Origin of the sequence: Pseudomonas sp. PAGU 2196 (assembly GCF_022179005.1) — a bacterium.
GTDB lineage: Bacteria > Pseudomonadota > Gammaproteobacteria > Pseudomonadales > Pseudomonadaceae > Aquipseudomonas > Aquipseudomonas kermanshahensis.
On the sequence record NZ_BNTL01000031.1, the window covers coordinates 26,808 to 48,403 of the forward strand.

The window sequence follows — 21,596 nt, forward strand, 5'->3', positions numbered from 1 at the left end:
GACTACCGTTGCGCGGCCAGTAACCGCGCCACACTCTGTGCCAGCTCGGCACGCCGGTACGGCTTGCGCAGCACTTCGAAGCCTTTGAGCTCGCGCGGTGTCAGGTTGGCGTAGCCGGTAATGATCAACACCGGCAGGTTGGCCTGGCGCTGGCGCATCTGCTGGGCGAAGCGCACGCCGGTCATCTCGGCCATCACATGGTCGGTCACCAGCACATCCGGCACTAGCCCCCGCTCTACCAGCTGCAAGGCCGCCGCCGCACTCTCGGCCTCGATCACTTCGTAGCCGAGGTCGCGCAGTTGCAGCGCTGTGGCATGGCGTACGATCGCTTCGTCATCGACCAACAGCACGTGGTTCTTCCGGCCGGCCAATGGCGCTTCGGCTGTATCGCTGTCGCGGCAGCTTGCCGCCACATCGCTGGTCGGCAGCCACAAGGTCGCCTCGGTGCCCTCACCTGGCCACGAGCGAAGGGTAAAACCGCCGCCCGACTGCACGGCCAAGCCCTGCACCATCGGCAGGCCTAGGCCGGTGCCTTTGCCCACCGCCTTGGTCGAGTAGAAGGGCTCGAAGCAGCGGCGCAGTTGTTCAGCGTCCATCCCACAGCCACTGTCGCGCACCTGTAGCCAGGCCAGCCGCGCCGCGGCCACACCTTCCGGCCTCGGCGGGCCGTTTGCATCGATACCGGCGACGATACTCAACTCGCCGCCGTCAGCCATGGCGTCACGGCCATTGACCACCAGGTTGAGCAAGGCCAGCTCCAGTTGATGAGGGTCGGCCACCACGGCCGGTAGCGCCGGGTCGACCTGCACGTGCACGGCAATGGTCGGCCCCAGCGAACGGGCGATCAGCTCACGCATGTCTTCCACCAGCGCCGCCAGAGATACGGCTTGGGGTTTGAGGGTTTGCCGGCGGGCGAAACTGAGCAGCCGACCGACCAGGTTGCGCGCCCGCTCGGCAGCCTGCAGGCCGCCGTCGATCAGCCTGGGGGCACGCTCGGACTGTGGGTTGCGGCGCATCAATTCGAACGAGGCAATGATCGGCGTGAGCATGTTGTTGAGGTCATGGGCGATGCCGCCGGTCAATTGCCCGATCATTTCCAGCTTGTGGGCTTCGTGCAGCTGCAGCATCGCGGATTCGCGCTGAGCCAGGGCCGACGCCACGCGCTCCTCCAGGCTTTCGTTGAGCAGGTGCAGCGCGCGCTCGGCCCTGGCATGGGTAATCGCCGCCCACGCTTGCTTGGCGCTCTCTTCCACCAGCTGGCATTCGTCTTCAGGGCACAGGTGCGGGGTATGGAAATGCACACTCAGGGTGGTCTCCAGACGGCCAGCGCGCAGGACCGGCACATGCAGGCTGTGAGGCTGCTGCACCACCTGCCCCGCTGCCAGTTGCTCGCGCAACGAAGCACCGAAGCTCGCGTAGGCATGCTGGCCGACGAACGAGGGCAAGCCCTCGGACCAGTCATGTGCTACCTGGAAGTTGCTGCCGTCGCCTTGGTCTTCACCAAAATAGACCCGTGCCGCGCCGAGTCGCCGTGCCAGCCGACTTACTGCGAACGCTTCGATCCGCTCTGCATCACCCAGCGCGGGTAATGCACGGCCCAGTTCCAGCAAAAAGGCCTGGCGCTGCTGGAAGCGTACGCGCTCGGTAGTCTCGGTCACCAGGCACAGCACGCCGCCAACGCTGCCGTCAGCCTCGCGCACAGCGGAATAGGACACATCGAAATAGGCCGTTTCACCCACGCCGTGGCGCTCGATGTAGAAAGGGCGATCCTTGGCCGAGAAAGTCTGGCCGCTCTCGCGCACACCGCGCAGCAACGGCTCCAGGTCGTCCCACAGCTCGCTCCAGTTTTCCTGGGCCGGCCGCCCCAATGCCTGGGGGTGCTTGGTGCCAATGCTCGGCGCATAGGCATCGTTGTACAGCGCCACGTAGGCCGGCCCCCAGAACAGCACGCACTGCGCTTGCGCCGGCAGCAGCGTGCCCATCACCGTCTGCAGGTGCGGCGACCAGGTGTGGGGTGGGCCCACCGGCGAGCCGCGCCAGTCCATCGACTGGAGCAGGCTGCCGACGCTACCGCCGTTGAGCAGAAAGCCCAACGGTGGGTTGCCCGCGTCGGTGGGGGGTTGTTGAAGCGATCTCATGTCAGGGAGGTCCCGGGCACATTGCCATCCATCTGATGGATAGGAGGCCTGCAAGTACCCGTTCGTTCCCTTGCTTTCAGACGTTTTTCAACGGCGCCCTTCAGCCAGCATGCGCAAGGCCAGGCCAGCCAGCACAGTGCCCATCAACCAGCGCTGAACGCGCTGCCACAGGGGCCGCCCGCCAAGGAACATGGCGATGGAGCCGGCCATCACCGCGATCAAGGCATTAACCGAAACGCTGATGGCGATTTGCGTAGACCCGAGCACCAGCGACTGCACCAGCACGCTGCCGTGACCGGGCTCGATGAACTGCGGCATCAACGACAGGTACATGACGGCGATCTTCGGGTTCAGCAGGCTGGTGGCAAAGCCCATGGTGAACAGCCGCCGCGGGCTGTCCGCTGGCAGGTCGCGGACCTGGAATGGCGAGTTACCGCCAGGCCGAAGCGCCTGCCAGGCCAGGTACAACAGGTACAGTGCGCCACCGATGCGCAGCACGTCGTAGGCAAACGGCACCGCCATGACCAGCGCGCTGATGCCCAGTGCAGCGCAGAGCATATAGATGACGAAGCCCAAGGCCACACCACCGAGGGAAATCAACCCCGCCTTTCGGCCCTGGCAGATCGAACGGGAAATCAGGTAGATCATGTTCGGGCCGGGCGTCAGCACCATACCCAGGCAGATCAGCGCGAAGGTCAGCAGTTGGGCGGTGTCGGGCATGGGGCACATCCTGGTTGTGCGAAAAGTAGCGGCGAGTGTATCCGAGCGGCGTCAGCGCCGGTAGCGTCAGCCTAACTGCCCGGCAATCAGCCCCAGGGCCACGGCGATCATCGCCACGCCCGACACGCGCCCGACCATCTTCGCCGCCCCTGGCCGGGTGCTCAAGACGGCCTTGGCGCCGTACCCCACCAGCGAATAGATCACCAGCGAGCTGCACAGGTGCACCAGCCCCAGCAGCAGGATCTGCACCGGCACCGGCCAGCTTGACTGCGGGTCGGTGAATTGCGGCAGCAAGGCCAGGAACAGCAGAAACACCTTGGGGTTGAGCCCGCTCACGCAAAAGCCTTTGAAGGCCCAGCGTGAACCGCTATCGCCAACACCGCCCTGCCCGGCTTCCGGCACCGCCGGGCTGAGCAGCAGGTTGCCGCCCAGCCACAACAAATAGGTGCAGCCTGCCAGGGTCAGCAACGTCAACGCCAACGGGTGCCCCGCCAACAGGCTGCCCACGCCGGCCGCCACGACCAGCGTCGCAAGGAAGTGCCCCGACAACATGCCCGCCACCGCAGGCATCACCCAGCGGCCACGCATGCCCGCCGAGATGGCGTAAGCCCAGTCGGCACCAGGGGTAATCACGAACAGCAACGACACGGCCCAGAACGCCGTCAGCACACTGATTGCCACTTGAATCTTCCTTATGTCTTGGCTTGGTATGCAGAAAGATTACGGATTCCTTCGGGGCATTTTCTTTCGTATATTCCCCGTCATCGCACATATGCTGGAAGATTCTTCTCCATGGACAGAACTGATCGAAAAATCCTTGCCGAGCTGCAAAAAGATGGTCGCTTGTCGGTGACCGAGTTGGCGGATCGCGTGGGCCTGAGCCTGTCGCCCTGCCATCGCCGGCTGAAGGCGCTGGAGGAATCGGGCGCTATCCTCGGCTACCACGCGCGCCTGGCGCCGACTGCACTGGGGCTGAACTTCGCCGCGCTGGTGTTCGTCACCCTGCGCGAGGTGACGCGCCAGCCGGTGGCGGACTTCGAGGCAGCGTTGGCCGAAATCCCCCAGATCGTCGAGGCGCAGCGGCTGTTCGGCGACCCGGACTACCTGCTGCACGTGGTGGCCAAGGACCTGCCAGCGTTTCAGAAGCTGTATGACGAACACCTGACCAGCATTCCCAACGTGAAGCGGTTGAGTTCGACGTTGGTGATGAAGGAAGTGATCCAGGACCGGCTGTTGCCCATGTAGCTGTGCAGGCCTGCTCTGGCCTCTTCGCGGGCAAGCCCGCTCCCACACCGACCGCGTTATGCCCCTATTTACAGGGCATGCGCGAACATTGTGGGAGCGGCCTTGTGCCGCGATGGGCCGCAAAGCGGCCCCAATACAGGCGATGGATAACTTAAGTGAACAGCATTACGGTACAGGCGGACTATTTATCTGCACTGAAAACGCGCACACCGCACCAGCCCGGTTCCCGGCCCTTTCACCCGGAGGGCGCCAACCCCCCAGGCCCAGGCCTTCCAGCCGTATGGCTCGCTCCTTGCTACCACTCGTCCCTTAACCTTTTGTCAGCCTTAGGTTTTTTAAGGTTTATGGGCACATATTTACTAATTTCTCGTTATCCCCGCACCCCCCATCATCCCTCCAACAAGAACGCGTCGCCCTTCGCCGGCACGCACCCGGGCAGTACCCCATGCCCTACCTTGCCTTGGAGTCAGTCATGACCAGTGCAGCCAACTCGGCACCCCTCATAGAAAAACACACGATCGGCTATGTGCCCCCGCAAGACCGCCATGGAAAGGTAAGGGATCTGTTCACACTGTGGTTCGGGGGCAATATCGCGCCCCTGCCCATCGTCACCGGCGCGCTGGGCGTGCAGCTGTTTCACCTGAACCTGGTGTGGGGCATCGTCGCCATCCTCGTCGGCCACCTGGTAGGCGGGGTGCTGATGGCGCTGCACTCGGCCCAAGGCCCCCAGATGGGCATCCCGCAGATGATCCAGAGCCGCGCCCAGTTCGGCACGCTTGGCGCGCTGCTGGTGGTGGTGATCGCCGGGGTCATGTACATCGGGTTCTTCGCCTCCAACATCGTCCTCGCGGGCAAATCGCTGCATGGCGTGGTCGAAGCCGTGCCGGTACCGGTGGGTATCGTCATTGGCGCACTGGGGTCGGGCATCATCGGCATCATCGGTTACCGCTTCATCCATGTGCTCAACCGCATCGGCACCTGGGTGCTGGGCATCGGTATCGTGGTCGGCTTCGGCTATATCTTCACCCACGTGCAAAGTGACGACTTCCTCACCCGCGGCGGTTTCAACCTGGCCGGCTGGCTGGCCACGGTGTCGCTGGCAGCGTTGTGGCAGATCGCCTTTGCCCCGTATGTGTCGGACTATTCGCGCTACCTGCCGGCCGACGTCAAGGTCAGTTCGACCTTCTGGACCACTTACCTGGGCTCTGTGCTGGGCTCGAGCCTGTCGTTCATCTTCGGCGCGGTCGCGGTGCTGGCAATCCCGGCCGGCATGGACACCATGGACGCGGTGAAACTCGCCACCGGCACCCTGGGCCCGATCATGCTGGTGCTGTTCCTGCTCAGCGTGATCAGCCACAACGCCCTCAACCTGTATGGCGCGGTGCTGTCGATCATTACCCTGATCCAGACCTTCGCCTACCGCTGGATCCCCACCGCCAAAAGCCGTGCGGTGCTGTCGCTGATCGTCCTGGCGGCTTGCAGTGTGGTGGCCGTGTGCGCATCGAAGGACTTCATCGGCCATTTCGTCGACATGGTGCTGGTGCTGCTGGTGGTGCTGGTGCCATGGACGGCGATCAACCTGATCGACTTCTATGCCATCCACAAGGGGGACTACGACATCCAGTCGATCTTCAAGGTCGATGGCGGTATCTACGGGCGTTACAACCCGCAAGCGCTGGTGGCCTACGCCGTGGGCATCGTGGTGCAGATCCCGTTCATGAACACGCCGCTGTATGTCGGGCCGGTTTCCGAGCACATCAACGGGGCAGACCTGTCGTGGCTGGTGGGGCTGGCGATTACCTCGCCGTTGTACTGGTGGCTGGCTAGCCGCGACAGTGCCTATCGTCGCCGGCAAGTGAGTGCCAAGCTGGCCATGGGGCACTGATTCATCCTGTACTGGCCTCTTCGCGGGCAAGCCCGCTCCCACAGGAATACCGCAGGGCCCGGAATCTGTGGATCCCCTGTAGGAGCGGGCTTGCCCGCGAAGAGGCCGGTACAGACACCTTGTAGTCAGAGGTTATAAGCCCGCTCATTGTGCTCCGCCAGGTCCAGCCCCTGCTCTTCCTCCTCCCGGCTGGCCCGCAGCCCGACAGTCAGCTTGATGGCGCCCAGAATCGCCCAGCTCACCACAAAGCAATAAACAAAGGTAAAGGCCACGCCTTTCAGTTGCACCAGTGCTTGCCCAAGGGGCGTAATGCCTTCCACATAGCCGCCCAACGACGGCGCGGCAAACACCCCGGTCAATAGCGCGCCAACCATCCCGCCCACGCCATGCAGGCCGAACACGTCGAGGCTGTCGTCATACCCCAATGCCTGCTTCAGCCGGGTCACCGCGAAGAAGCAGATAGCCCCCGTCAGCAAGCCGATCACCAGCGCCCCCAACGGCCCGACAAAGGCGCACGCCGGCGTGATGCCAACCAACCCGGCCAACGCACCTGAGGCCGCCCCCAGTGCAGTGGGCCGCCCATGCATGAGCTTTTCGGTAATCAACCAACCGACAATCCCTGCGCAGGCAGCCACCATGGTCGCCAGCATCACCACCCCTGCCCCTTCGTTGGCCGCAAGACCCGAGCCCACGTTGAACCCAAACCAGCCCACCCACAGCAAACCGGCACCTACCAGGGTGAAGCCGAGGTTGTGCGGCGGCATGGCCACCTGTGGGTAGCCCTTGCGCTTGCCTAGCATCAACGCTGCAGCCAGCGCCGCCACACCGGAGTTGATGTGCACTGCGGTGCCGCCGGCAAAGTCCAGCACGCCCCAGTTGACCATCAATGCCCCTGGCCCGCCCCAGACCATATGGGCAATCGGTGCGTACACCAGGACGAACCAGGCGCCCATGAACAACAACGAGGCACTGAATTTCATGCGTTCGGCAAAGCCGCCGGCAATCAGCGCAGGCGTGATGATCGCGAAGGTCAGCTGAAATACCGCGAAGACACCTTCCGGGATGGTCCCTACCAGGCTGTCATGGCCGATGTTCAGCATCAGCGCCTTGTCCAGGCCGCCGATAAAACTGTTGAAGGTCAGTTGGCCTTCAACCATACCGCGGGTATCCACTACCAGGCTGTAGCCGAACAGCACCCAGAGGATGCCGATGAGCCCGGCCACGGCGAACAGCTGGGTGAACACCGAAAGAAAGTTCTTGGCCCGCACCATGCCGCCGTAGAACAGCGCGAGGCCCGGGATGCACATCATCAGCACGAACATCGCCGCACAGATCATCCAGGCGGTGTTGCCGGTGTCCAGGGTGGGCTCGGCGGCGTGGGCCAACGGCGTCAATGCCAACAGCACAACAGCAAGGGCAAGCTTCATGGAGTCACTCCTGTGCGAATGGGGATGCATCGGGGGCTGCTTCGCAGCCCTTTCGCTCCTGCAACGGACCGCGATCAACTGTAGGAGCGGCCTTGTGTCGCGAAAGGGCCGCAAAGCGGCCCCAGAAAGTTGAATCAGTACTGAGCCTGGCCTGGTACCCAGGCAGTACCGGCCAGGGGCACCCGGGCCATGGCAGCCGCCTCGACGGTCAGCGCCACCAGGTCCTCAGGGTCCAGGTTGTGCAGGTGCGACTTGCCGCAGGCACGGGCCATGGTCTGCGCCTCCAGCACCAGCACGCGCAGGTAGTTGGCCAGGCGCCGGCCGGCCTCTACCGGGTTCAGGCGCTTGGCCAGTTCCGGGTCCTGGGTGGTGATACCGGCTGGGTCGCGGCCGTTCTGCCAGTCATCGTAGAAACCGGCGGCCGAGCCAAGTGCCTTCAACTGCGCATCCAGGCGCGGGTGGTTGTCGCCCAGGGCGATCAAAGCAGCGGTGCCGATGGCTACCGCGTCAGCGCCCAGGGCCATGGCCTTGGCCACATCGGCGCCGTTGCGGATGCCACCCGAGACAATCAGCTGCACCTTACGGTGCATGCCCATCTCCTGCAGCGCCTGCACCGCCTGCGGGATGGCCGGCAGGATCGGGATGCCGACGTGCTCGATGAACACTTCCTGGGTCGCGGCAGTACCGCCTTGCATGCCGTCGAGCACGATTACGTCAGCGCCGGCCTTCACCGCCAGCTTGACGTCGTAGTACGGGCGGCTGGCACCGATTTTCACGTAGATGGGTTTTTCCCAATCGGTGATCTCGCGCAGCTCGGCAATCTTGATCGCCAGGTCATCCGGGCCGGTCCAGTCCGGGTGGCGGCAGGCACTGCGCTGGTCTACGCCGATCGGCAAGGTGCGCATGCCGGCCACGCGCTCAGTCACTTTCATGCCCAGCAGCATGCCGCCACCGCCCGGCTTGGCGCCCTGGCCGAGGACGATCTCGATGGCATCGGCCTTGCGCAGGTCGTCCGGGTTCATGCCGTAGCGAGACGGCAGGTACTGGTACACCAGGTGCTGCGACTGGCCCCGCTCTTCCGGGGTCATGCCACCGTCACCGGTGGTGGTGCTGGTGCCGGCGATGGTCGCACCGCGGCCCAGGGCTTCCTTGGCGTTGGCCGACAGCGCGCCGAAGCTCATGCCAGCGATGGTCACCGGGATCTTCAGGTGGATCGGCTTTTTGGCAAAGCGGGTGCCCAGCACCACGTCGGTGCCGCATTTTTCGCGGTAGCCTTCCAGCGGGTAGCGCGACACGCTGGCGCCGAGCAGCAGCAGGTCATCGAAGTGCGGCACGCGGCGCTTGGTGCCACCGCCGCGGATGTCATAGATGCCGGTTTCGGCGGCACGCTGGATTTCCTGGATGGTCAGGCGATCGAAGGTGGCCGACTCACGCAGTACCGGGGGGAATTGCTCGCTCATGGGGTTGCTCCTGGATCAGTACGCGGAGGCGTTGTCGACTTTGAAGTTGTACAGCTGACGGGCCGAGCCATACCGTTTGAAATCGGCGGCTTTATGGTCGAGGCCCGCGTCGTTCAGCAGCGTTTGAAGCTCTTGCAGGTGCTCGGCGCGCATCTCTTTCTCGATACAGTCCGAACCCAGCGACTGGACCGTGCCCTTGACGTAGATGCGCACCTCGTACAGCGAGTCGCCCAGCGCATCGCCGGCGTCGCCGCACACCACCAAACGCCCGGCCTGGCCCATGAAGCAGCTCATGTGGCCAATGCTGCCGCCGACCACGATGTCGACGCCCTTCATGGAAATACCGCAACGGGCACCGGCGTCGCCCTCGATCACCAGCAACCCGCCGTGGGCGGTTGCACCGGCGGCCTGGGAGGCACTGCCCTTGACCCGCACCGAGCCGGACATCATGTTTTCCGCCACGCCCACGCCCACATTGCCGTGCACCGTAATGTTGGCTTTCTGGTTCATGCCGGCGCAGTAGTAGCCGGCATGGCCGTCGATCTCTACCGAAACGTCTTCGTTGATGCCGACAGCCAGGTTGTGTTTGCCGTCGGGGCGCGTCACGCGCCACTCACGGTCTTGCACCTCACCGTGCAGGGACTGGTTAAGGACACGCACCGAAGTGCTGGAAAGGTCGATCGTCTTCATAAGGTTCTCCAGAGGTTCGGTGGCAGGTCAGGCGCTTTCGCGCTCCCAGACGTACAGGGTGGCCGGCGCCGGCTCCCAGACCTTGGCGTTTTCAATACCGGGCAGGCTGGCCAGGGCCTGGTACTCGGAGGCCATGGCAACGTAGTCGTCGGTTTCAGCCAGCACCGCTGGCTTGCAGGCGATCGGGTCGCGAATCACCGCGAAGCCGTTGCGGGTGCCGATGGCAAAGGTGAAGAACCCGTCCAGGTCTTGCAGAGCCCCGTCCAAAGCCTTGGCCAAGGTATCGCCCTGCTGCAGGCGCCAGGTCAGGTAGCCGGCAGCCACTTCGGTGTCGTTGTCGGTCTCGAAGCTGATGCCTTCACGCTTGAGTTCCTGGCGCAGGCGGAAGTGGTTGGACAGCGACCCGTTGTGCACCAGGCACAGGTCGGCGCCGGTGGAGAACGGGTGGCTGCCCTCCAGGGTCACCGCGCTTTCGGTGGCCATGCGGGTGTGGCCGATGATGTGGCTGCCCTTCATGCCGGCCAGGCCGAAGCGGCTGGAAATCTCAGCCGGCAGGCCCATGCCCTTAAGGATTTCGATGCTCTGCCCGGCGCTCATGATGCGCACTTCAGGGGCCAGCTCGGCCAATGCAGCACGGGCGGCGGCTTCCGTGGTGTGCACCTTGAGCACGGCGGCGCTGGCGTTCTGAAACCAGTCCAACGAACAGCCCAGGCGCCCTTCCAGTTGCCCCATCAAGCTGACCCACGAATAGCCCCCATCAAGAGCCTGCAACGTCAGTTTTACCCAGCCGTCGGCCACTTCGTCGCCGTAAATGGCAAAGCCGGCGCTGTCAGGGCCACGGTCGGTCATGGCGTGCAGCATGGGTTCGAAGAGCTTGCCGAGCTGGGCTTCCAGCTCAGGCTTTTTCAGGTACAGACCTACGATTCCACACATGGTGATGCTCCTTACTAGGCAGTGGGCGACCGCTGTTTTGAGGGCCGCCCAAGGGATGGGGGCGGTTAGAAAAACTCGGTGTAACGCTGGATTTCCCAGTCGGAGACGTGGCGGCAGTACTCCACCCACTCCATGCGCTTGAGCTTGATGAACTCGTCGACGATCTCGGCGCCGAGCACCTCGCGGAACAGGGGGTCGGCCTCGAGCGCGTCGGCGGCTTCCTTGAGCGATTGCGGCAGGGTCTTGATACCGCGTGCGGCGATTTCTTCGAGGCTCAGGGTGTAGAGGTTCTCGTTGCACATCTCGCCTGGGTCGAGCTGGCGGTCGATACCATCCAGGCCAGCAGCGATGATCGCGGCAGTGACCAGGTACGGGTTGCAGCCCGCGTCCGGCAGGCGGAACTCAAGGCGCCCGTAGGGAATGCGGACCATCGCCGAGCGGTTGTTGGCGCCCCAGGCAACGAAGGCTGGGGCCCAGGTCGAGCCGGACAACGAGCGGCCAACCACCAGGCGTTTGTAGGAGTTGACGGTCGGCGCCGCGAAGGCACACAGCGCCGGGCCGTGGGCCATCAGGCCCGCGGCGAAGTGGTACGCCAGCTTCGACAGGCCCATGCCGCTGCTGTCGCTGGCGTCATGGAACAGATTCTTGTTGGTGCTGCTGGCCAGCGACAGGTGGAAGTGCATGCCATTACCCGCGCGCTTGGGGTCGGGCTTGGGCATGAACGAGCAAATCATCCCCAGGTCGTTGGCGATTTCGCCGGCCGCCATGCGGAAGAACGTGAAGCGGTCGGCCGACTCCATGGCGTCGCTGTAGGTGTAGTTGATCTCGAACTGGCCGTTGGCGTCTTCGTGGTCGATCTGGTAGATGTCGAAGCCCACGGGTTGCAAGGCTTCGGTCAGGCGCTCCAGAAACAGCCGCGAACGCGACAGGCCCTTGTAGTCGTAGCACGGCTTGTCGAGGTTGTCGGAGGCATCCACCAATTGCAGCTTGCCGCCTTCGTCACGGCGGAACAGGCTGAACTCGGGCTCAAGCCCGGTGTTCAGCGTCCAGCCCTTGTCGGCCAGGCGCTGCACCTGCTGCTGCAGAACGTAGCGGCTGTCATAAGGCCAGGGCTGGCCGTTGACATGGCCGACGCACACCACCCGGCCATAGCCGGGCTGCCAGGGGACCGGGATCAACGTGGCCAGGTCACCCCGGGCCATGAAGTCCGGGCCGTGTGGCTCCATGCCCATGCCGCAGATGGCGAACCCGGCAAAACCGGCGCCCTCCTCGGCCACCATCTTGAGGCCCGAGACCGGCACCGATTTGGTCTTTGCCGAGCCATGGATGTCGACAAACTGCGCCAGCACATACTTGATGCCGTGCTGATCGAGGGTGCGCTGGGTTTCTGCTGGCAACATGGGTTGAACACTCCTGGGTAAGGGGCTGTTTTTAATTCCGTATGGGAAACTTACTTTCATCAGAGGAATGCAAAGCGCTTGCCAGGTTTACCTCCACCGGCCTTTTCGCGGCGGTTCGGCGCGAAGAGGCCAGCCGCCATTACCCAGGAAATTCCGTTGTAGATATGGGAAACTTGTTTTCACCTGAGGAAAACGGCTGCCACCGCAGCAGCATTTCGCACTTTCTCAGTGCGAAATCTTTATTCTTGAACTGAAACCGTGCAGGACATTAGATGCCGACCGAAACCCAACCGCGCCTTCGCCTGGAGCAGTACCTGGGCTTGCAGATCAAGCGCCAGCGCCAGGCCCAGTCCCTCAAACTCGCCGATGTGGCGCGCATCGCCGGTATCAGCCAAGGGATGCTGAGCAAGATCGAGAACGCCCAGGTGTCCACCAGCCTCGATACCCTCAGCCGCCTGTGCGATGTGCTGGGTATGCCGATGGCCAAGCTGTTCAGCCAATACGACCAACCTGACGGCAATGCACTGCTGGTAAAGGCCGGTGAAGGGCTGGAGGTGGTGCGCCGGGGTACGGAAAAGGGCCACACCTATCATTTGCTCAATCACGCCAGGGGCCCGAAGAAGCACTTCGAGGCCTACATGGTGAGCATGGATGACGCCAGCGAAGAGTTCCCGACCTTCGCCCACCCAGGCACGGAGTTTCTGCATTTGCTGGAGGGTGAACTGGTGTACCGCCACGGCAACCAGCTCTATCACATGCACGCGGGTGACAGCCTGACCTTTGATGGCGAAACCCCGCACGGGCCGGAGCAGCTCGTGCAGGTGCCCATCCGCCTGCTGTCGATCATGAACTACGGCGAAGAGTAAGGCGGTGCGGCGCGACAACGATCAATGTCGCGATCAGACAACCAGACGTCGCCCGCGACCGGCCTCGCAACCCTGTATACAAAAATAATACACACATCAGCCAGCCCCGCGCCGTGGGCTGGCAGACGCAGTAATTGCGAGTAAACAGCCTCGCTTCACAATTCCAACGCTGTGGCGCCTTTTTGCACCGGGCAATTCGTCCGGGCTCATAACGATAAAACTCCCAGTTTTGAAGACCCGCGACGCGTCGGCCGGGAGTGCTTGCGCGCGCACATTGTGAAGAATTTGACTGCCATGATCGCTACCTTCCTCCCCGTAGCCGGTGCCTCCACCGGCCACCGCAACGCGCTGCTCGTTGCCCACATCGCCGCCGTCCTGTTCGGCCTGACCGGCATCCTGGGCCACTTGATCGAAGCCGACGCCAGCATCATCACCTTCGGCCGCGCCACCTTTGCCTTCATTGCCCTGGGCTTCGTCGCCGGGCTCAAGGGCACCCGCCTGCTCGACGCCCTGACCTTTCGCAACCTGCCAATCCTCGGCCTGACCGGCGCGCTGCTGGCTGCCCACTGGGTGACCTTCTTCATTGCCGTCAAGGTCGGTGGGGTGGCCGTGGCGACCCTGGGCTTTGCCAGCTTCCCCGCCTTTATCGCCATGATCGAGCGCGGTGTGTTCGGCCAACGCATTGGCGCTACCCAAGGTTTGTTATTGCTGATGGTGACGGCAGGCCTGGTGCTGGTCGTGCCCACCTTCGACCTGCTCGACAAAGGCACTGTCGGCCTGCTGTGGGGTTTGGGGTCTGGCCTTGCCTTCGCCTTGCTGACGGTCGCTAACCGCCGCCGCGCATCGAGCATGAACGCGATGCAGGTGGCGTTCTGGCAGAACGTGGTCGTGGCCGCGCTGGTGGCACCGTTCGCCTTTACCCACTTGGGCAGCACCAGCCTGGGTAGCCACGACTGGGTCAACCTGGCGCTGCTGGGCGTGTTCTGCACCGGGCTGTCGCAGTTCCTGTTCGTCAAGAGCCTGGAAGGCCTTGAGGCGCGTACCGCCGGCATGATCATCGCGCTGGAGCCGGTGTATGCGATTCTTGGGGCGTGGTGGTTGTTTGGCGAGCAGCCGAGTGTGCGCATGGCGGCGGGGGCGGCGTTGATCGTGTTGGCGACGCTGCTGGCTGCGGCGCGCAAGGCGCCGGCGGAGCACGGTGATACCAGCCGCTGCGCGCATTGATGCTAGCGTGTTGCCTGCATGCATCGAATGGCGCATGCACAATACCTGTGGAATTTGCCCGCGAAGCAGCCGACGCAGTGGATTGCACCGGCTTCCTCAAGCATCCCAGCGCCACATTCAATAAATTCAGAACGGAAATCTTCGCCAACAGATACGATGGCAGGCCGCTTCGATCTCTTCCAAGCTCTCCGCTCACTCTTCCGGAAATAGAGAACTATATGGCGGGGGGGCATCTGAGTGACGTCGAATACTCTGATTATCATCCGCAATGACAGGAGAATTACTTGAAAATTGAGCATTAAGAGCGCGCATATCCTCGTAATATCTTCTGTATATTGCCGGGTCACCAGGCTCACCAATTGATACACCCGTCAGCCAATCCCAAACCTTCCCCAGCGAGCTTCTTTCTGGCAAACCATATTTAGACTTCCCCATCCACCCGCTTCCAGCATCGACACGATATTTTCCGTCCAGCACTGGCACGAAAGGATTTACACCGGAATAATAAATATTATTATTTACATTACTAAAACCCACATAATAGGTTTTGCGGTTTTTGATACTGTAGAACTCAGCAGCATATTGTTCACTCCTGGGAAAATCATTCTTCATGATTTGTTCATGAACATGTTTTAGCATTCGCCTCATGCTCCCCGGCAGCCCTATATCCGCCATTACTTGACTGGTACCCGTTGGCACTTTTCGATGAAAATTCCAAATGGATGATCGACCTGAAGGGTCTGCTCGATTTACAGGATCACCGACACAATAAACGTATGCATTCAGTCCTCCCTTACCGAAGGGGCTAGCCTTATCAGCGCTGAGAAAACGTCTGAGGGCAGGGCTATAGTACCTATAGCCAATACCCAATGGGGAACATTCACTTAGTAAATCAAATGGTTCCCCATTGAACCCGACTATCGCAACTTCTTTTTCTGTCGATAAACCGTATGGACAGTAACTCGCCCCACTGGCTTCCTGAGCACCGCGTGCCGCAAGTATCGAGCCCCCCCATCAACCTGCAACAGTTTGACTGTCCCTTGCAACTGTGCGACCCCCTGACGCCCTGCAACCATAAGTCGCACGTTCCCCAGGCCCATTTGACAAACCCTTTGAGCGTTGGCATAAAAAAACATTAATGCCGCAGGCTTATTCATTGGTCCCTCATAAGATAGCCTTATCACTGAAGCCCACTCTATGTGTATTACGGCTTTCGCGAACCTAGCAATTTTACCAGGTCCATCGGAACGTTCACTGCGGGTTCTTCCGCCGCAAACGACTAAAAATAGTCATACTTACCGCAATGGGAGGCAATGCCTCTAGAATTGCTCGACTTAGCCCCTACTGCAACAAACTGCGGTCAAACATGAATGGCCGCTCCCCCTGCGGCGTGTACTGAAACAACTGCTGCGGCCTACCCAGCTTTGGCTGGTTCTTCTCCCCGGTATCCCTCACCCACCCCAGCTCGCGCAAGCGCTCCAGGCGTTTGCGCAGCGAGGTGTTGTTCACCGCCTGCCCCAGGCACGCCTGAACCGCCCCCAAGGCATCGAGCACGGTGAACTTCTCGGCCAGCAGGTACAGCGGCAAGCTGCTATACACAGTCTTCGCCGCCAGCCGTTCGCGGGCGCGCTCCACCAGCAAGTTGTGGTCGAAGGGCAAGAGCACCTTGCGCCCCAGCACGCTGTCCATATCGACAAACGCCAGCTGCTCACCTTCAACGGTCTGCCCAGGGGCGAGCAAGGCCAGGTAGTAGGTGCTCAGCGACCAGCCACGCGGGTCACGGAACGCATTGCCTTCGGTACCCACCTGTTCCATGTAGCACGGCGCCACCCGGGCCTTCTCCCGCAAAGCGCGGTCGGCCGCGCCCTCCAGGCTGGTGTCGGGGATACGGCCGTTGACGATCACACCCGGCAAGGCCCACTGGCCGGCGTGCGGTTCGCGCTCACGGCGGTGCAACAACACTTGCAGATGCTGGGCTTCAGGGGCCATGCGCAAGGCGACGATATCGACGCTGGCCAAGACTTCAGTGCTACTCAAGGGAACGCTCCACGCTTCAGTAACTCAATAATCCACCAGAGCAGTTAAGTAGCACAAGGGGCTTTTTTTCATTAGCTAGTGCTTGACACACTTAATGCACCAGGTGGAATATATAGCCATGCCAGCGAGGAGAGCACCATGAAGATCGCCAGTTTCGATGTCGACGCGCAAAACGGCTTCACCGCCAACGCCCCGCAGGAGCTACCCGTGCCCGAGGGCGATGAAATCGCCGCCGACCTCAACGCCATGGCCCTGCGTGCAGACCTGCGCCTGGGCAGCAAGGACGCTCACCCGGCCAATGCGGCCTGGGTGGTTGCCGACCCGGCCCAGATGCTGCAACCGCTGCCGCTGGCCAATGCCGACCTGACCTGGGTCAGCCACTGCGTGCCAGGCACACCGGGCTTCGAACTGCTGCCTGGCCTGCCCGCCCCCATCGATTACGACTACTTCGTGTGGAAAGGCGTCGAACCCGACCTGCACCCCTATGGCGCCTGCTACCACGACCTGGCCGAACGCCGCTCCACCGGGGTGATCGAATACCTCAAGGTGCAGCAGGTGGGCGCCGTGATCGTCGGCGGCCTGGCCCTGGACTACTGCGTCAAGACCACCGCCCACCAGTTGCGCCGGGCCGGGTTCCAGGTGTTGCTGTACCTGCCGGCTTGCCGCGCCCTTACCCAGGCCGGCGCCATCGCTGCCTGCGGCGCATTGGCCGCCGAGGGTGTCATCCTCTGCGGCGACGAAGCCGCGCTCGACTACCAACTCTCGCTGATCAAGGAAGACCGCCCATGAGTGACAGCGTTTTCGGCCCGCGCATCATCCAGAACCTGCTGGACACCGACTTCTACAAGATCACCATGATGCAGGCGGTGCTGCACAACTACCCCAACGCCGAGGTGGAATGGGAATTCCGCTGCCGTAACGGTGAGGACCTCTCCCCGTACCTGGCAGAAATCCGCTACCAGGTCGAGCAACTGGCCGATGTCACCGTCACCCACGACCAATTGGCCTACCTCGAAAAAATCCCGTTCATCAAACCGGACTTCATCCGCTTTCTGAGCCTGTTCCGTTTCAACCTGCGCTACGTGCAGGTCGGCCTGGATGACGCCGGGCAGCTGGCAATCCGCGTGCGCGGGCCGTGGCTGCACGTGATCCTCTACGAGATCCCGCTGCTGGCAATCATCAGCGAAGTGCGCAACCGCTACCGCTATCGGGAAGTGGTGATGGAACACGTGGGCGAGCGGCTGTACCAGAAGCTTGACTGGCTCAAGGCCGAAGCGAGTGCCGATGAGCTGGCAGGCTTTCAACTGGCCGATTTCGGCACCCGACGGCGCTTCTCGTACCGGGTCCAGGAGCAGGTCGTGCACATCCTCAAGCGCGACTTCCCTGGCCGCCTGGTCGGCACCAGCAACGTGCACCTGGCCCGCGAATTGGAACTCAAGCCCATCGGCACCATGGCGCACGAATGGTTCATGGCCCACCAGCAACTGGGCCCGCGCCTGGTCGACAGCCAGGCCGCTGCGCTGGAATGCTGGGTACGGGAATACCGCGGGCTACTGGGCATCGCGTTGACCGATTGCATCACCATGGACGCGTTCATGGGGGATTTCGACTTGTACTTCGCCAAGCTGTTCGATGGCCTGCGCCACGACTCGGGCGACCCGCTGGCATGGGCAGAAAAGGCCATTGCCCACTATGAAAAACTGGGGATCGACCCGCGAAGCAAAACGCTGATCTTCTCGGATGGGCTGGATTTCGCCAAGGCGCTTGGCCTGTACCGCGCACTGCATGAGCGGATTAACGTGAGCTTTGGCATCGGCACCAACCTCACCTGCGATATCCCAGGGGTGGAGCCGATGAACATCGTGATCAAGATGACGGCGTGCAATGGGGCGCCGGTGGCGAAGATTTCCGACAGCCCGGGCAAGACCCAATGCCGGGACGAGAACTTCGTGGCGTATCTCAAGCACGTGTTCAAGGTGGGTTGATACCGCCGGGAGAGGCCAGCGTCGCTAACCGTCTTTGGGCTCGCCCACACACAACTCCATGAACCGCGCCGCCGCCCGCGACGGCGTGGCGGCATGGGGCATCAAGATGGAAAAGCGCCTGACCAACGGCTGCGGCGTAATGCGCAGCCGCCGCAACACGCCATCCTCATGGCGAATCGACATGGCCGACACAAAGCCAATCCCCATACCTGCCCGCACCGCTTCCTTTACCCCTTCCACACCGGCGATTTCCATCGCGACGCGCATTGCCACGCCACTGCGGGCAAACGCCCGCTCGACAATCTGCCTCACCCCTGAGCCACTCTCGCGCAGCACCAGTGGGTAGGCCCCCAAGGATTCCAAGGTCTGCGCCTCGTCACCGGCCAACGGATGAGTACTGGGCACGATCGCGACGATCTCATCCTCACGCCACGGCGTTACCCCGGTGCCCAACGGCAACTCCTGCCCGGGAGGCCCTTCGATCAAGGCGATATCGACACTGCCCAGCGCGGCGACAATTTCAGCCGTGTTGCCATTGGAGGTGCTCACCGACACGTCTGGGTAGCGTGCGTGGAAGTCGGCGATCAGGTACGGCAGCAGGTAGCTGGCCGGCGTGGTACTGGCGCCGATGCGCAAGGTGCCGCGCTCCAGGCCGCGCATGGCCTCGCGCAGGGCCTGGGCCTGGCGGAAGGTATCGCGCAGGCGCTCGGCATGGGCCAGCAACTGCTCACCTGCAGCCGTGAGGCGCACCCCGCGCCCCGCGCGTTGGTAAAGGGGCTCACCGAAAGCCTCCTGCAGCAACTTGAGCTGCCCGGACACAGCGGGCTGCGACAGGTGCAACGCCTGGGCCGCGTGGCTGATGTTGCCATGCTCGGCGACGGTGGCGAATGTTATCAGCTGTTCTGGGGTCATGAATTCAAAATATCAGCTAAACGGATACTTCACATCCTAAATTACGATTTTTTATAAGCTTATAACCAGATTAACGTAGGCCTTGTCGAAATACCTTTCCCGGAGGACTCACATGGCCACGGTTCCATCCCACCCCGCCTACGCGCCTACCCTCTCTACCCGAGGGCGGCTCAATGGCATTTTGTTTGTGGCGCTGTTCGCGCTTGCTGTCACCCAACTGGCAGCCTTGCCCGCCATCGCCAACCTGGGCATCAGCCCGCTGATCGTCGGTATCGTTGCCGGTGCCCTGTACGGCAACGCGCTGCGCGATGGCGTGCCGGCGAGCTGGGCGGCGGGCATCAACTTCTCGGCCCGCGGGCTGCTGCGCATCGCCGTGGCCTTTTTCGGCCTGCGGGTCAGCCTGCAGGAAATCGCCGAAGTCGGCTGGTCTGGCCTGACGGTTTCGCTGCTGGTGGTGGTCAGCACCCTGCTGATCGGGCTCTGGTGCGGCATGAAGCTGCTCAAGCTGGACCGCGACACCGCGTTGCTCACCGCTGCTGGCAGTGCCATTTGCGGCGCCGCTGCAGTACTTGCGTTCGAGTCGGCGCTGCGCAGCGCCCCGCACAAGAGTGCCATGGCCGTTGGCAGCGTGGTGCTGTTCGGCACCCTGTCGATGTTCCTTTACCCCTTGGCGATCAATGCCGGCTGGCTGCACCTGGATACCCTGGGGGCGGGCCTGTTCCTGGGCGGCACAATCCACGAAGTGGCCCAGGTGGTAGGTGCAGCCAGCAACGTCAGCCCCGAGGCGACGCACATCGCCACCATCGTCAAGATGACCCGGGTGATGCTGCTGGTGCCGGTGCTGCTGGTGGTAGGCCTGTGGATCAGCCGCTCGCGCCAGCCGGGCCAGGCGCAAGGCAACGGCCGCATCGCCATGCCTTGGTTCGCTTTCGGCTTCCTGGCGCTGGTGCTGGTGAACTCGCTGCAGGTGCTGCCTGGCAGTGTGACCCAGGCGATCAATAGCCTCGACACCTTTGCCCTGACCATGGCCATGACGGCGCTGGGGATGGAGACACGCTTCAGCCAGATCCGCCAGGCAGGGCCACGGGCGCTGCTGACCGGGGCGATACTGAACCTTTGGCTGGTGGGGGGCGGGCTGGCAATTACGCTGGGTGTGCAAAAGCTCTTCGCATGACTTATGGTGTTGTCTAAGAAGGATGTTTTACCTGCACAGGAAAGACTTAGATGCCCCAACGCCATGTCATAAATGCATCCGTCAGCCCCAAAGGCAGCCTGGAGACGCTGTCGCAACGTGAAGTCCAGCAACTGAGCGAAGTCGGTACCGGTAGCCTCTACACCCTGTTCCGCCAGTGCGCGCTGGCCATCCTCAACACCGGCGCGCATGTCGACAATGCCAAAACCATTCTCGAGGCCTACAAGGACTTCGAGGTGCGTATCCACCAGCAAGATCGGGGCGTACGCCTTGAGTTGCTGAATGCCCCCGCCGATGCCTTCGTCGATGGCGAAATGATCGCCAGCACCCGTGAAATGCTGTTCAGCGCCCTGCGCGACATCGTCTATACCGAAAGCGAGCTGGCCAGCCAGCGCATCGACCTGGAAAGCTCCCAGGGCATCACCGATTACGTGTTCCACCTGCTGCGCAACGCCCGCACCCTACGCCCAGGCGTGGAGCCGAAGATGGTGGTGTGCTGGGGCGGCCACTCGATCAGCAGCGAGGAATACCAATACACCAAAAAGGTCGGCCACGAACTGGGCCTGCGCAAGCTGGACGTCTGCACCGGCTGCGGCCCTGGCGTAATGAAAGGCCCGATGAAAGGCGCCACCATCGCCCACGCCAAGCAGCGTATGCACGGCAGCCGTTACCTGGGCCTGACCGAGCCGGGCATCATCGCCGCCGAAGCGCCCAACCCGATCGTCAACGAGCTGGTGATCTTGCCGGACATCGAGAAGCGCTTGGAAGCCTTCGTTCGTGTCGGCCACGGCATCATCATCTTCCCGGGCGGCGCCGGTACTGCCGAAGAGTTCCTCTACCTGCTCGGCATCCTCATGCACCCGGACAACCAAGGCCTGCCCTTCCCGGTCGTGCTCACTGGCCCCCGCAGTGCCGAGCAGTTCCTGCTGCAACTGCACGCCTTCGTCGGCGCCACCCTCGGTGAAGCCGCGCAAAGCCACTACCAGATCATTATCGATGACCCGGCCGAAGTCGCGCGCCACATGGTCGAAGGCCTCAAGGAGGTCAAACAGTTCCGCCGTGAACGCAACGACGCCTTCCACTTCAACTGGCTGCTGAAGATCGACGAGGGCTTCCAGCACCCGTTCGACCCGACCCACGCCAACATGGCCGAACTCGCCCTGCGCCGCGAGCTACCGCCCCATGAACTGGCCGCCAACCTGCGCCGAGCGTTTTCCGGCATCGTTGCTGGCAACGTCAAGGACAAAGGCATCCGCCTGATCGAAGAACACGGCCCCTACCAGATCCGCGGCGACAGCGCAGTATTGGAGCCACTGGGGCGATTGTTACAAGCATTCGTCGACCAGCACCGCATGAAGTTGCCGGGTGGTGCCGCCTATGTGCCGTGCTACCAGGTAGTGACCTGAAAACGATGATCTAGCGCCAGCTCTTGAGCTGGCTTTTGATCTTGATCTGGCTGTTGATCTTGATCTGGCTTTTGAC

The 21,596-nt window shown here is 62.5% G+C and carries 19 protein-coding genes and 1 pseudogene; 8 read left to right on the plus strand and 12 right to left on the minus strand.

All coding sequences use genetic code 11. The features are described from left to right. Nucleotides 1-2: 2 nt before the first annotated feature. From MFF34_RS23645 to MFF34_RS23655, 3 genes are all read right to left on the minus strand, one after another. Nucleotides 3-2,138, minus strand: coding sequence for a response regulator (locus MFF34_RS23645; protein ID WP_238216753.1), 2,136 nt, complete (start codon nucleotides 2,136-2,138; stop codon nucleotides 3-5). A gap of 87 nt (nucleotides 2,139-2,225) precedes the next feature. Continuing rightward, nucleotides 2,226-2,858: a LysE family translocator gene (locus MFF34_RS23650; protein ID WP_238216754.1), complete on the minus strand. Its 633-nt coding sequence runs from the start codon at nucleotides 2,856-2,858 to the stop codon at nucleotides 2,226-2,228. Between the two features lie 66 nt (nucleotides 2,859-2,924). Continuing rightward, entirely contained in the window at nucleotides 2,925-3,539 is a 615-nt protein-coding gene (locus MFF34_RS23655; RefSeq protein ID WP_238216755.1) for a LysE family translocator, read from the minus strand. 111 nt (nucleotides 3,540-3,650) lie between these two features. Here MFF34_RS23655 and MFF34_RS23660 point away from each other — a divergent pair, with 111 nt between their 5' ends. Together MFF34_RS23660 and MFF34_RS23665 are read left to right on the plus strand one after the other, a co-directional pair. Further along, nucleotides 3,651-4,103, plus strand: a complete 453-nt coding sequence (locus tag MFF34_RS23660; RefSeq protein WP_099429055.1) for an Lrp/AsnC family transcriptional regulator — start codon at nucleotides 3,651-3,653, stop codon at nucleotides 4,101-4,103. 472 nt (nucleotides 4,104-4,575) lie between these two features. Then, a complete protein-coding gene (locus MFF34_RS23665) occupies nucleotides 4,576-5,988 on the plus strand; it encodes a cytosine permease (protein WP_027595367.1) in 1,413 nt (470 codons plus the stop codon). A gap of 125 nt (nucleotides 5,989-6,113) precedes the next feature. Here the strand turns inward: MFF34_RS23665 and MFF34_RS23670 are convergent, their stop codons facing one another. The 5 genes from MFF34_RS23670 to glnT form a co-directional block, all read right to left on the minus strand. Further along, nucleotides 6,114-7,415 (minus strand): ammonium transporter, encoded by a 1,302-nt coding sequence (locus tag MFF34_RS23670; protein ID WP_238216757.1) that lies wholly within the window; start codon nucleotides 7,413-7,415, stop codon nucleotides 6,114-6,116. A 134-nt stretch (nucleotides 7,416-7,549) separates the two neighbouring features. Continuing rightward, complete coding sequence (locus tag MFF34_RS23675; protein ID WP_238216759.1) at nucleotides 7,550-8,875, minus strand: FMN-binding glutamate synthase family protein; 1,326 nt, start codon at nucleotides 8,873-8,875, stop codon at nucleotides 7,550-7,552. A 15-nt stretch (nucleotides 8,876-8,890) separates the two neighbouring features. Continuing rightward, nucleotides 8,891-9,565: a protein glxC gene (locus tag MFF34_RS23680; RefSeq protein ID WP_099429051.1), complete on the minus strand. Its 675-nt coding sequence runs from the start codon at nucleotides 9,563-9,565 to the stop codon at nucleotides 8,891-8,893. A gap of 27 nt (nucleotides 9,566-9,592) precedes the next feature. Then, complete coding sequence (locus MFF34_RS23685; RefSeq protein WP_238216761.1) at nucleotides 9,593-10,498, minus strand: glutamine amidotransferase family protein; 906 nt, start codon at nucleotides 10,496-10,498, stop codon at nucleotides 9,593-9,595. A 65-nt stretch (nucleotides 10,499-10,563) separates the two neighbouring features. Beyond that, nucleotides 10,564-11,898 carry a type III glutamate--ammonia ligase gene (gene glnT / locus MFF34_RS23690; protein ID WP_027595362.1) on the minus strand — a complete coding sequence of 445 codons (1,335 nt, stop codon included), beginning with the start codon at nucleotides 11,896-11,898 and terminating at the stop codon, nucleotides 10,564-10,566. Between the two features lie 272 nt (nucleotides 11,899-12,170). Here glnT and MFF34_RS23695 point away from each other — a divergent pair, with 272 nt between their 5' ends. Both MFF34_RS23695 and MFF34_RS23700 read left to right on the plus strand, forming a co-directional pair. Next, a complete protein-coding gene (locus MFF34_RS23695; RefSeq protein ID WP_027595361.1) occupies nucleotides 12,171-12,764 on the plus strand; it encodes a cupin domain-containing protein in 594 nt (197 codons plus the stop codon). Between the two features lie 294 nt (nucleotides 12,765-13,058). Continuing rightward, nucleotides 13,059-13,988, plus strand: coding sequence for a DMT family transporter (locus tag MFF34_RS23700; RefSeq protein WP_238216763.1), 930 nt, complete (start codon nucleotides 13,059-13,061; stop codon nucleotides 13,986-13,988). Between the two features lie 192 nt (nucleotides 13,989-14,180). On the opposite strand, the gene MFF34_RS23705 is transcribed toward MFF34_RS23700, so the two are convergent. The 3 genes and pseudogenes from MFF34_RS23705 to MFF34_RS23715 all read right to left on the minus strand — a co-directional run bounded on the left by MFF34_RS23705 (nucleotide 14,181) and on the right by MFF34_RS23715 (nucleotide 16,025). Next, a complete protein-coding gene (locus MFF34_RS23705; protein ID WP_238216766.1) occupies nucleotides 14,181-14,600 on the minus strand; it encodes a hypothetical protein in 420 nt (139 codons plus the stop codon). Between the two features lie 129 nt (nucleotides 14,601-14,729). After that, nucleotides 14,730-14,990, minus strand: a pseudogene (locus MFF34_RS28125) (RHS repeat-associated core domain-containing protein); the annotation flags it as partial. Between the two features lie 339 nt (nucleotides 14,991-15,329). Beyond that, complete coding sequence (locus tag MFF34_RS23715) at nucleotides 15,330-16,025, minus strand: NUDIX hydrolase (protein WP_238216768.1); 696 nt, start codon at nucleotides 16,023-16,025, stop codon at nucleotides 15,330-15,332. A 138-nt stretch (nucleotides 16,026-16,163) separates the two neighbouring features. Between MFF34_RS23715 and MFF34_RS23720 the strand changes: the two genes are divergently transcribed. After that, entirely contained in the window at nucleotides 16,164-16,814 is a 651-nt protein-coding gene (locus tag MFF34_RS23720) for an isochorismatase family protein (RefSeq protein ID WP_085274331.1), read from the plus strand. Beyond that, the gene (pncB, locus tag MFF34_RS23725; RefSeq protein ID WP_099429045.1) at nucleotides 16,811-18,010 is read left to right on the plus strand and encodes a nicotinate phosphoribosyltransferase; all 1,200 of its coding nucleotides are present in this window, start codon (nucleotides 16,811-16,813) and stop codon (nucleotides 18,008-18,010) included. The genes MFF34_RS23720 and pncB overlap by 4 nt, the downstream gene beginning before the upstream one ends. A 24-nt stretch (nucleotides 18,011-18,034) precedes the next feature. Here pncB and MFF34_RS23730 read toward each other — a convergent pair whose 3' ends face one another. Continuing rightward, nucleotides 18,035-18,922, minus strand: a complete 888-nt coding sequence (locus MFF34_RS23730; protein ID WP_027595356.1) for a LysR family transcriptional regulator — start codon at nucleotides 18,920-18,922, stop codon at nucleotides 18,035-18,037. A 112-nt stretch (nucleotides 18,923-19,034) separates the two neighbouring features. Here MFF34_RS23730 and MFF34_RS23735 point away from each other — a divergent pair, with 112 nt between their 5' ends. Next, nucleotides 19,035-20,096, plus strand: a complete 1,062-nt coding sequence (locus tag MFF34_RS23735) for a YeiH family protein (protein ID WP_027595355.1) — start codon at nucleotides 19,035-19,037, stop codon at nucleotides 20,094-20,096. A gap of 50 nt (nucleotides 20,097-20,146) precedes the next feature. Continuing rightward, complete coding sequence (ppnN, locus tag MFF34_RS23740; RefSeq protein ID WP_085274328.1) at nucleotides 20,147-21,520, plus strand: nucleotide 5'-monophosphate nucleosidase PpnN; 1,374 nt, start codon at nucleotides 20,147-20,149, stop codon at nucleotides 21,518-21,520. Nucleotides 21,521-21,596 lie beyond the last annotated feature (76 nt).

What these genes read in the sequence shown, in the direction of transcription:
- MFF34_RS23645 (WP_238216753.1), bottom strand. Translation starts at nt 2,138, where the DNA reads ATGAGATCGCTTCAACAACCCCCCACCGACGCGGGCAACCCACCGTTG.
- MFF34_RS23650 (WP_238216754.1), bottom strand. Translation starts at nt 2,858, where the DNA reads ATGCCCGACACCGCCCAACTGCTGACCTTCGCGCTGATCTGCCTGGGT.
- MFF34_RS23660 (WP_099429055.1), top strand. Translation starts at nt 3,651, where the DNA reads ATGGACAGAACTGATCGAAAAATCCTTGCCGAGCTGCAAAAAGATGGT.
- MFF34_RS23665 (WP_027595367.1), top strand. Translation starts at nt 4,576, where the DNA reads ATGACCAGTGCAGCCAACTCGGCACCCCTCATAGAAAAACACACGATC.
- MFF34_RS23670 (WP_238216757.1), bottom strand. Translation starts at nt 7,415, where the DNA reads ATGAAGCTTGCCCTTGCTGTTGTGCTGTTGGCATTGACGCCGTTGGCC.
- MFF34_RS23675 (WP_238216759.1), bottom strand. Translation starts at nt 8,875, where the DNA reads ATGAGCGAGCAATTCCCCCCGGTACTGCGTGAGTCGGCCACCTTCGAT.
- MFF34_RS23680 (WP_099429051.1), bottom strand. Translation starts at nt 9,565, where the DNA reads ATGAAGACGATCGACCTTTCCAGCACTTCGGTGCGTGTCCTTAACCAG.
- MFF34_RS23685 (WP_238216761.1), bottom strand. Translation starts at nt 10,498, where the DNA reads ATGTGTGGAATCGTAGGTCTGTACCTGAAAAAGCCTGAGCTGGAAGCC.
- glnT (WP_027595362.1), bottom strand. Translation starts at nt 11,898, where the DNA reads ATGTTGCCAGCAGAAACCCAGCGCACCCTCGATCAGCACGGCATCAAG.
- MFF34_RS23695 (WP_027595361.1), top strand. Translation starts at nt 12,171, where the DNA reads ATGCCGACCGAAACCCAACCGCGCCTTCGCCTGGAGCAGTACCTGGGC.
- MFF34_RS23700 (WP_238216763.1), top strand. Translation starts at nt 13,059, where the DNA reads ATGATCGCTACCTTCCTCCCCGTAGCCGGTGCCTCCACCGGCCACCGC.
- MFF34_RS23705 (WP_238216766.1), bottom strand. Translation starts at nt 14,600, where the DNA reads ATGAAGAATGATTTTCCCAGGAGTGAACAATATGCTGCTGAGTTCTAC.
- MFF34_RS23720 (WP_085274331.1), top strand. Translation starts at nt 16,164, where the DNA reads ATGAAGATCGCCAGTTTCGATGTCGACGCGCAAAACGGCTTCACCGCC.
- pncB (WP_099429045.1), top strand. Translation starts at nt 16,811, where the DNA reads ATGAGTGACAGCGTTTTCGGCCCGCGCATCATCCAGAACCTGCTGGAC.
- MFF34_RS23730 (WP_027595356.1), bottom strand. Translation starts at nt 18,922, where the DNA reads ATGACCCCAGAACAGCTGATAACATTCGCCACCGTCGCCGAGCATGGC.
- MFF34_RS23735 (WP_027595355.1), top strand. Translation starts at nt 19,035, where the DNA reads ATGGCCACGGTTCCATCCCACCCCGCCTACGCGCCTACCCTCTCTACC.
- ppnN (WP_085274328.1), top strand. Translation starts at nt 20,147, where the DNA reads ATGCCCCAACGCCATGTCATAAATGCATCCGTCAGCCCCAAAGGCAGC.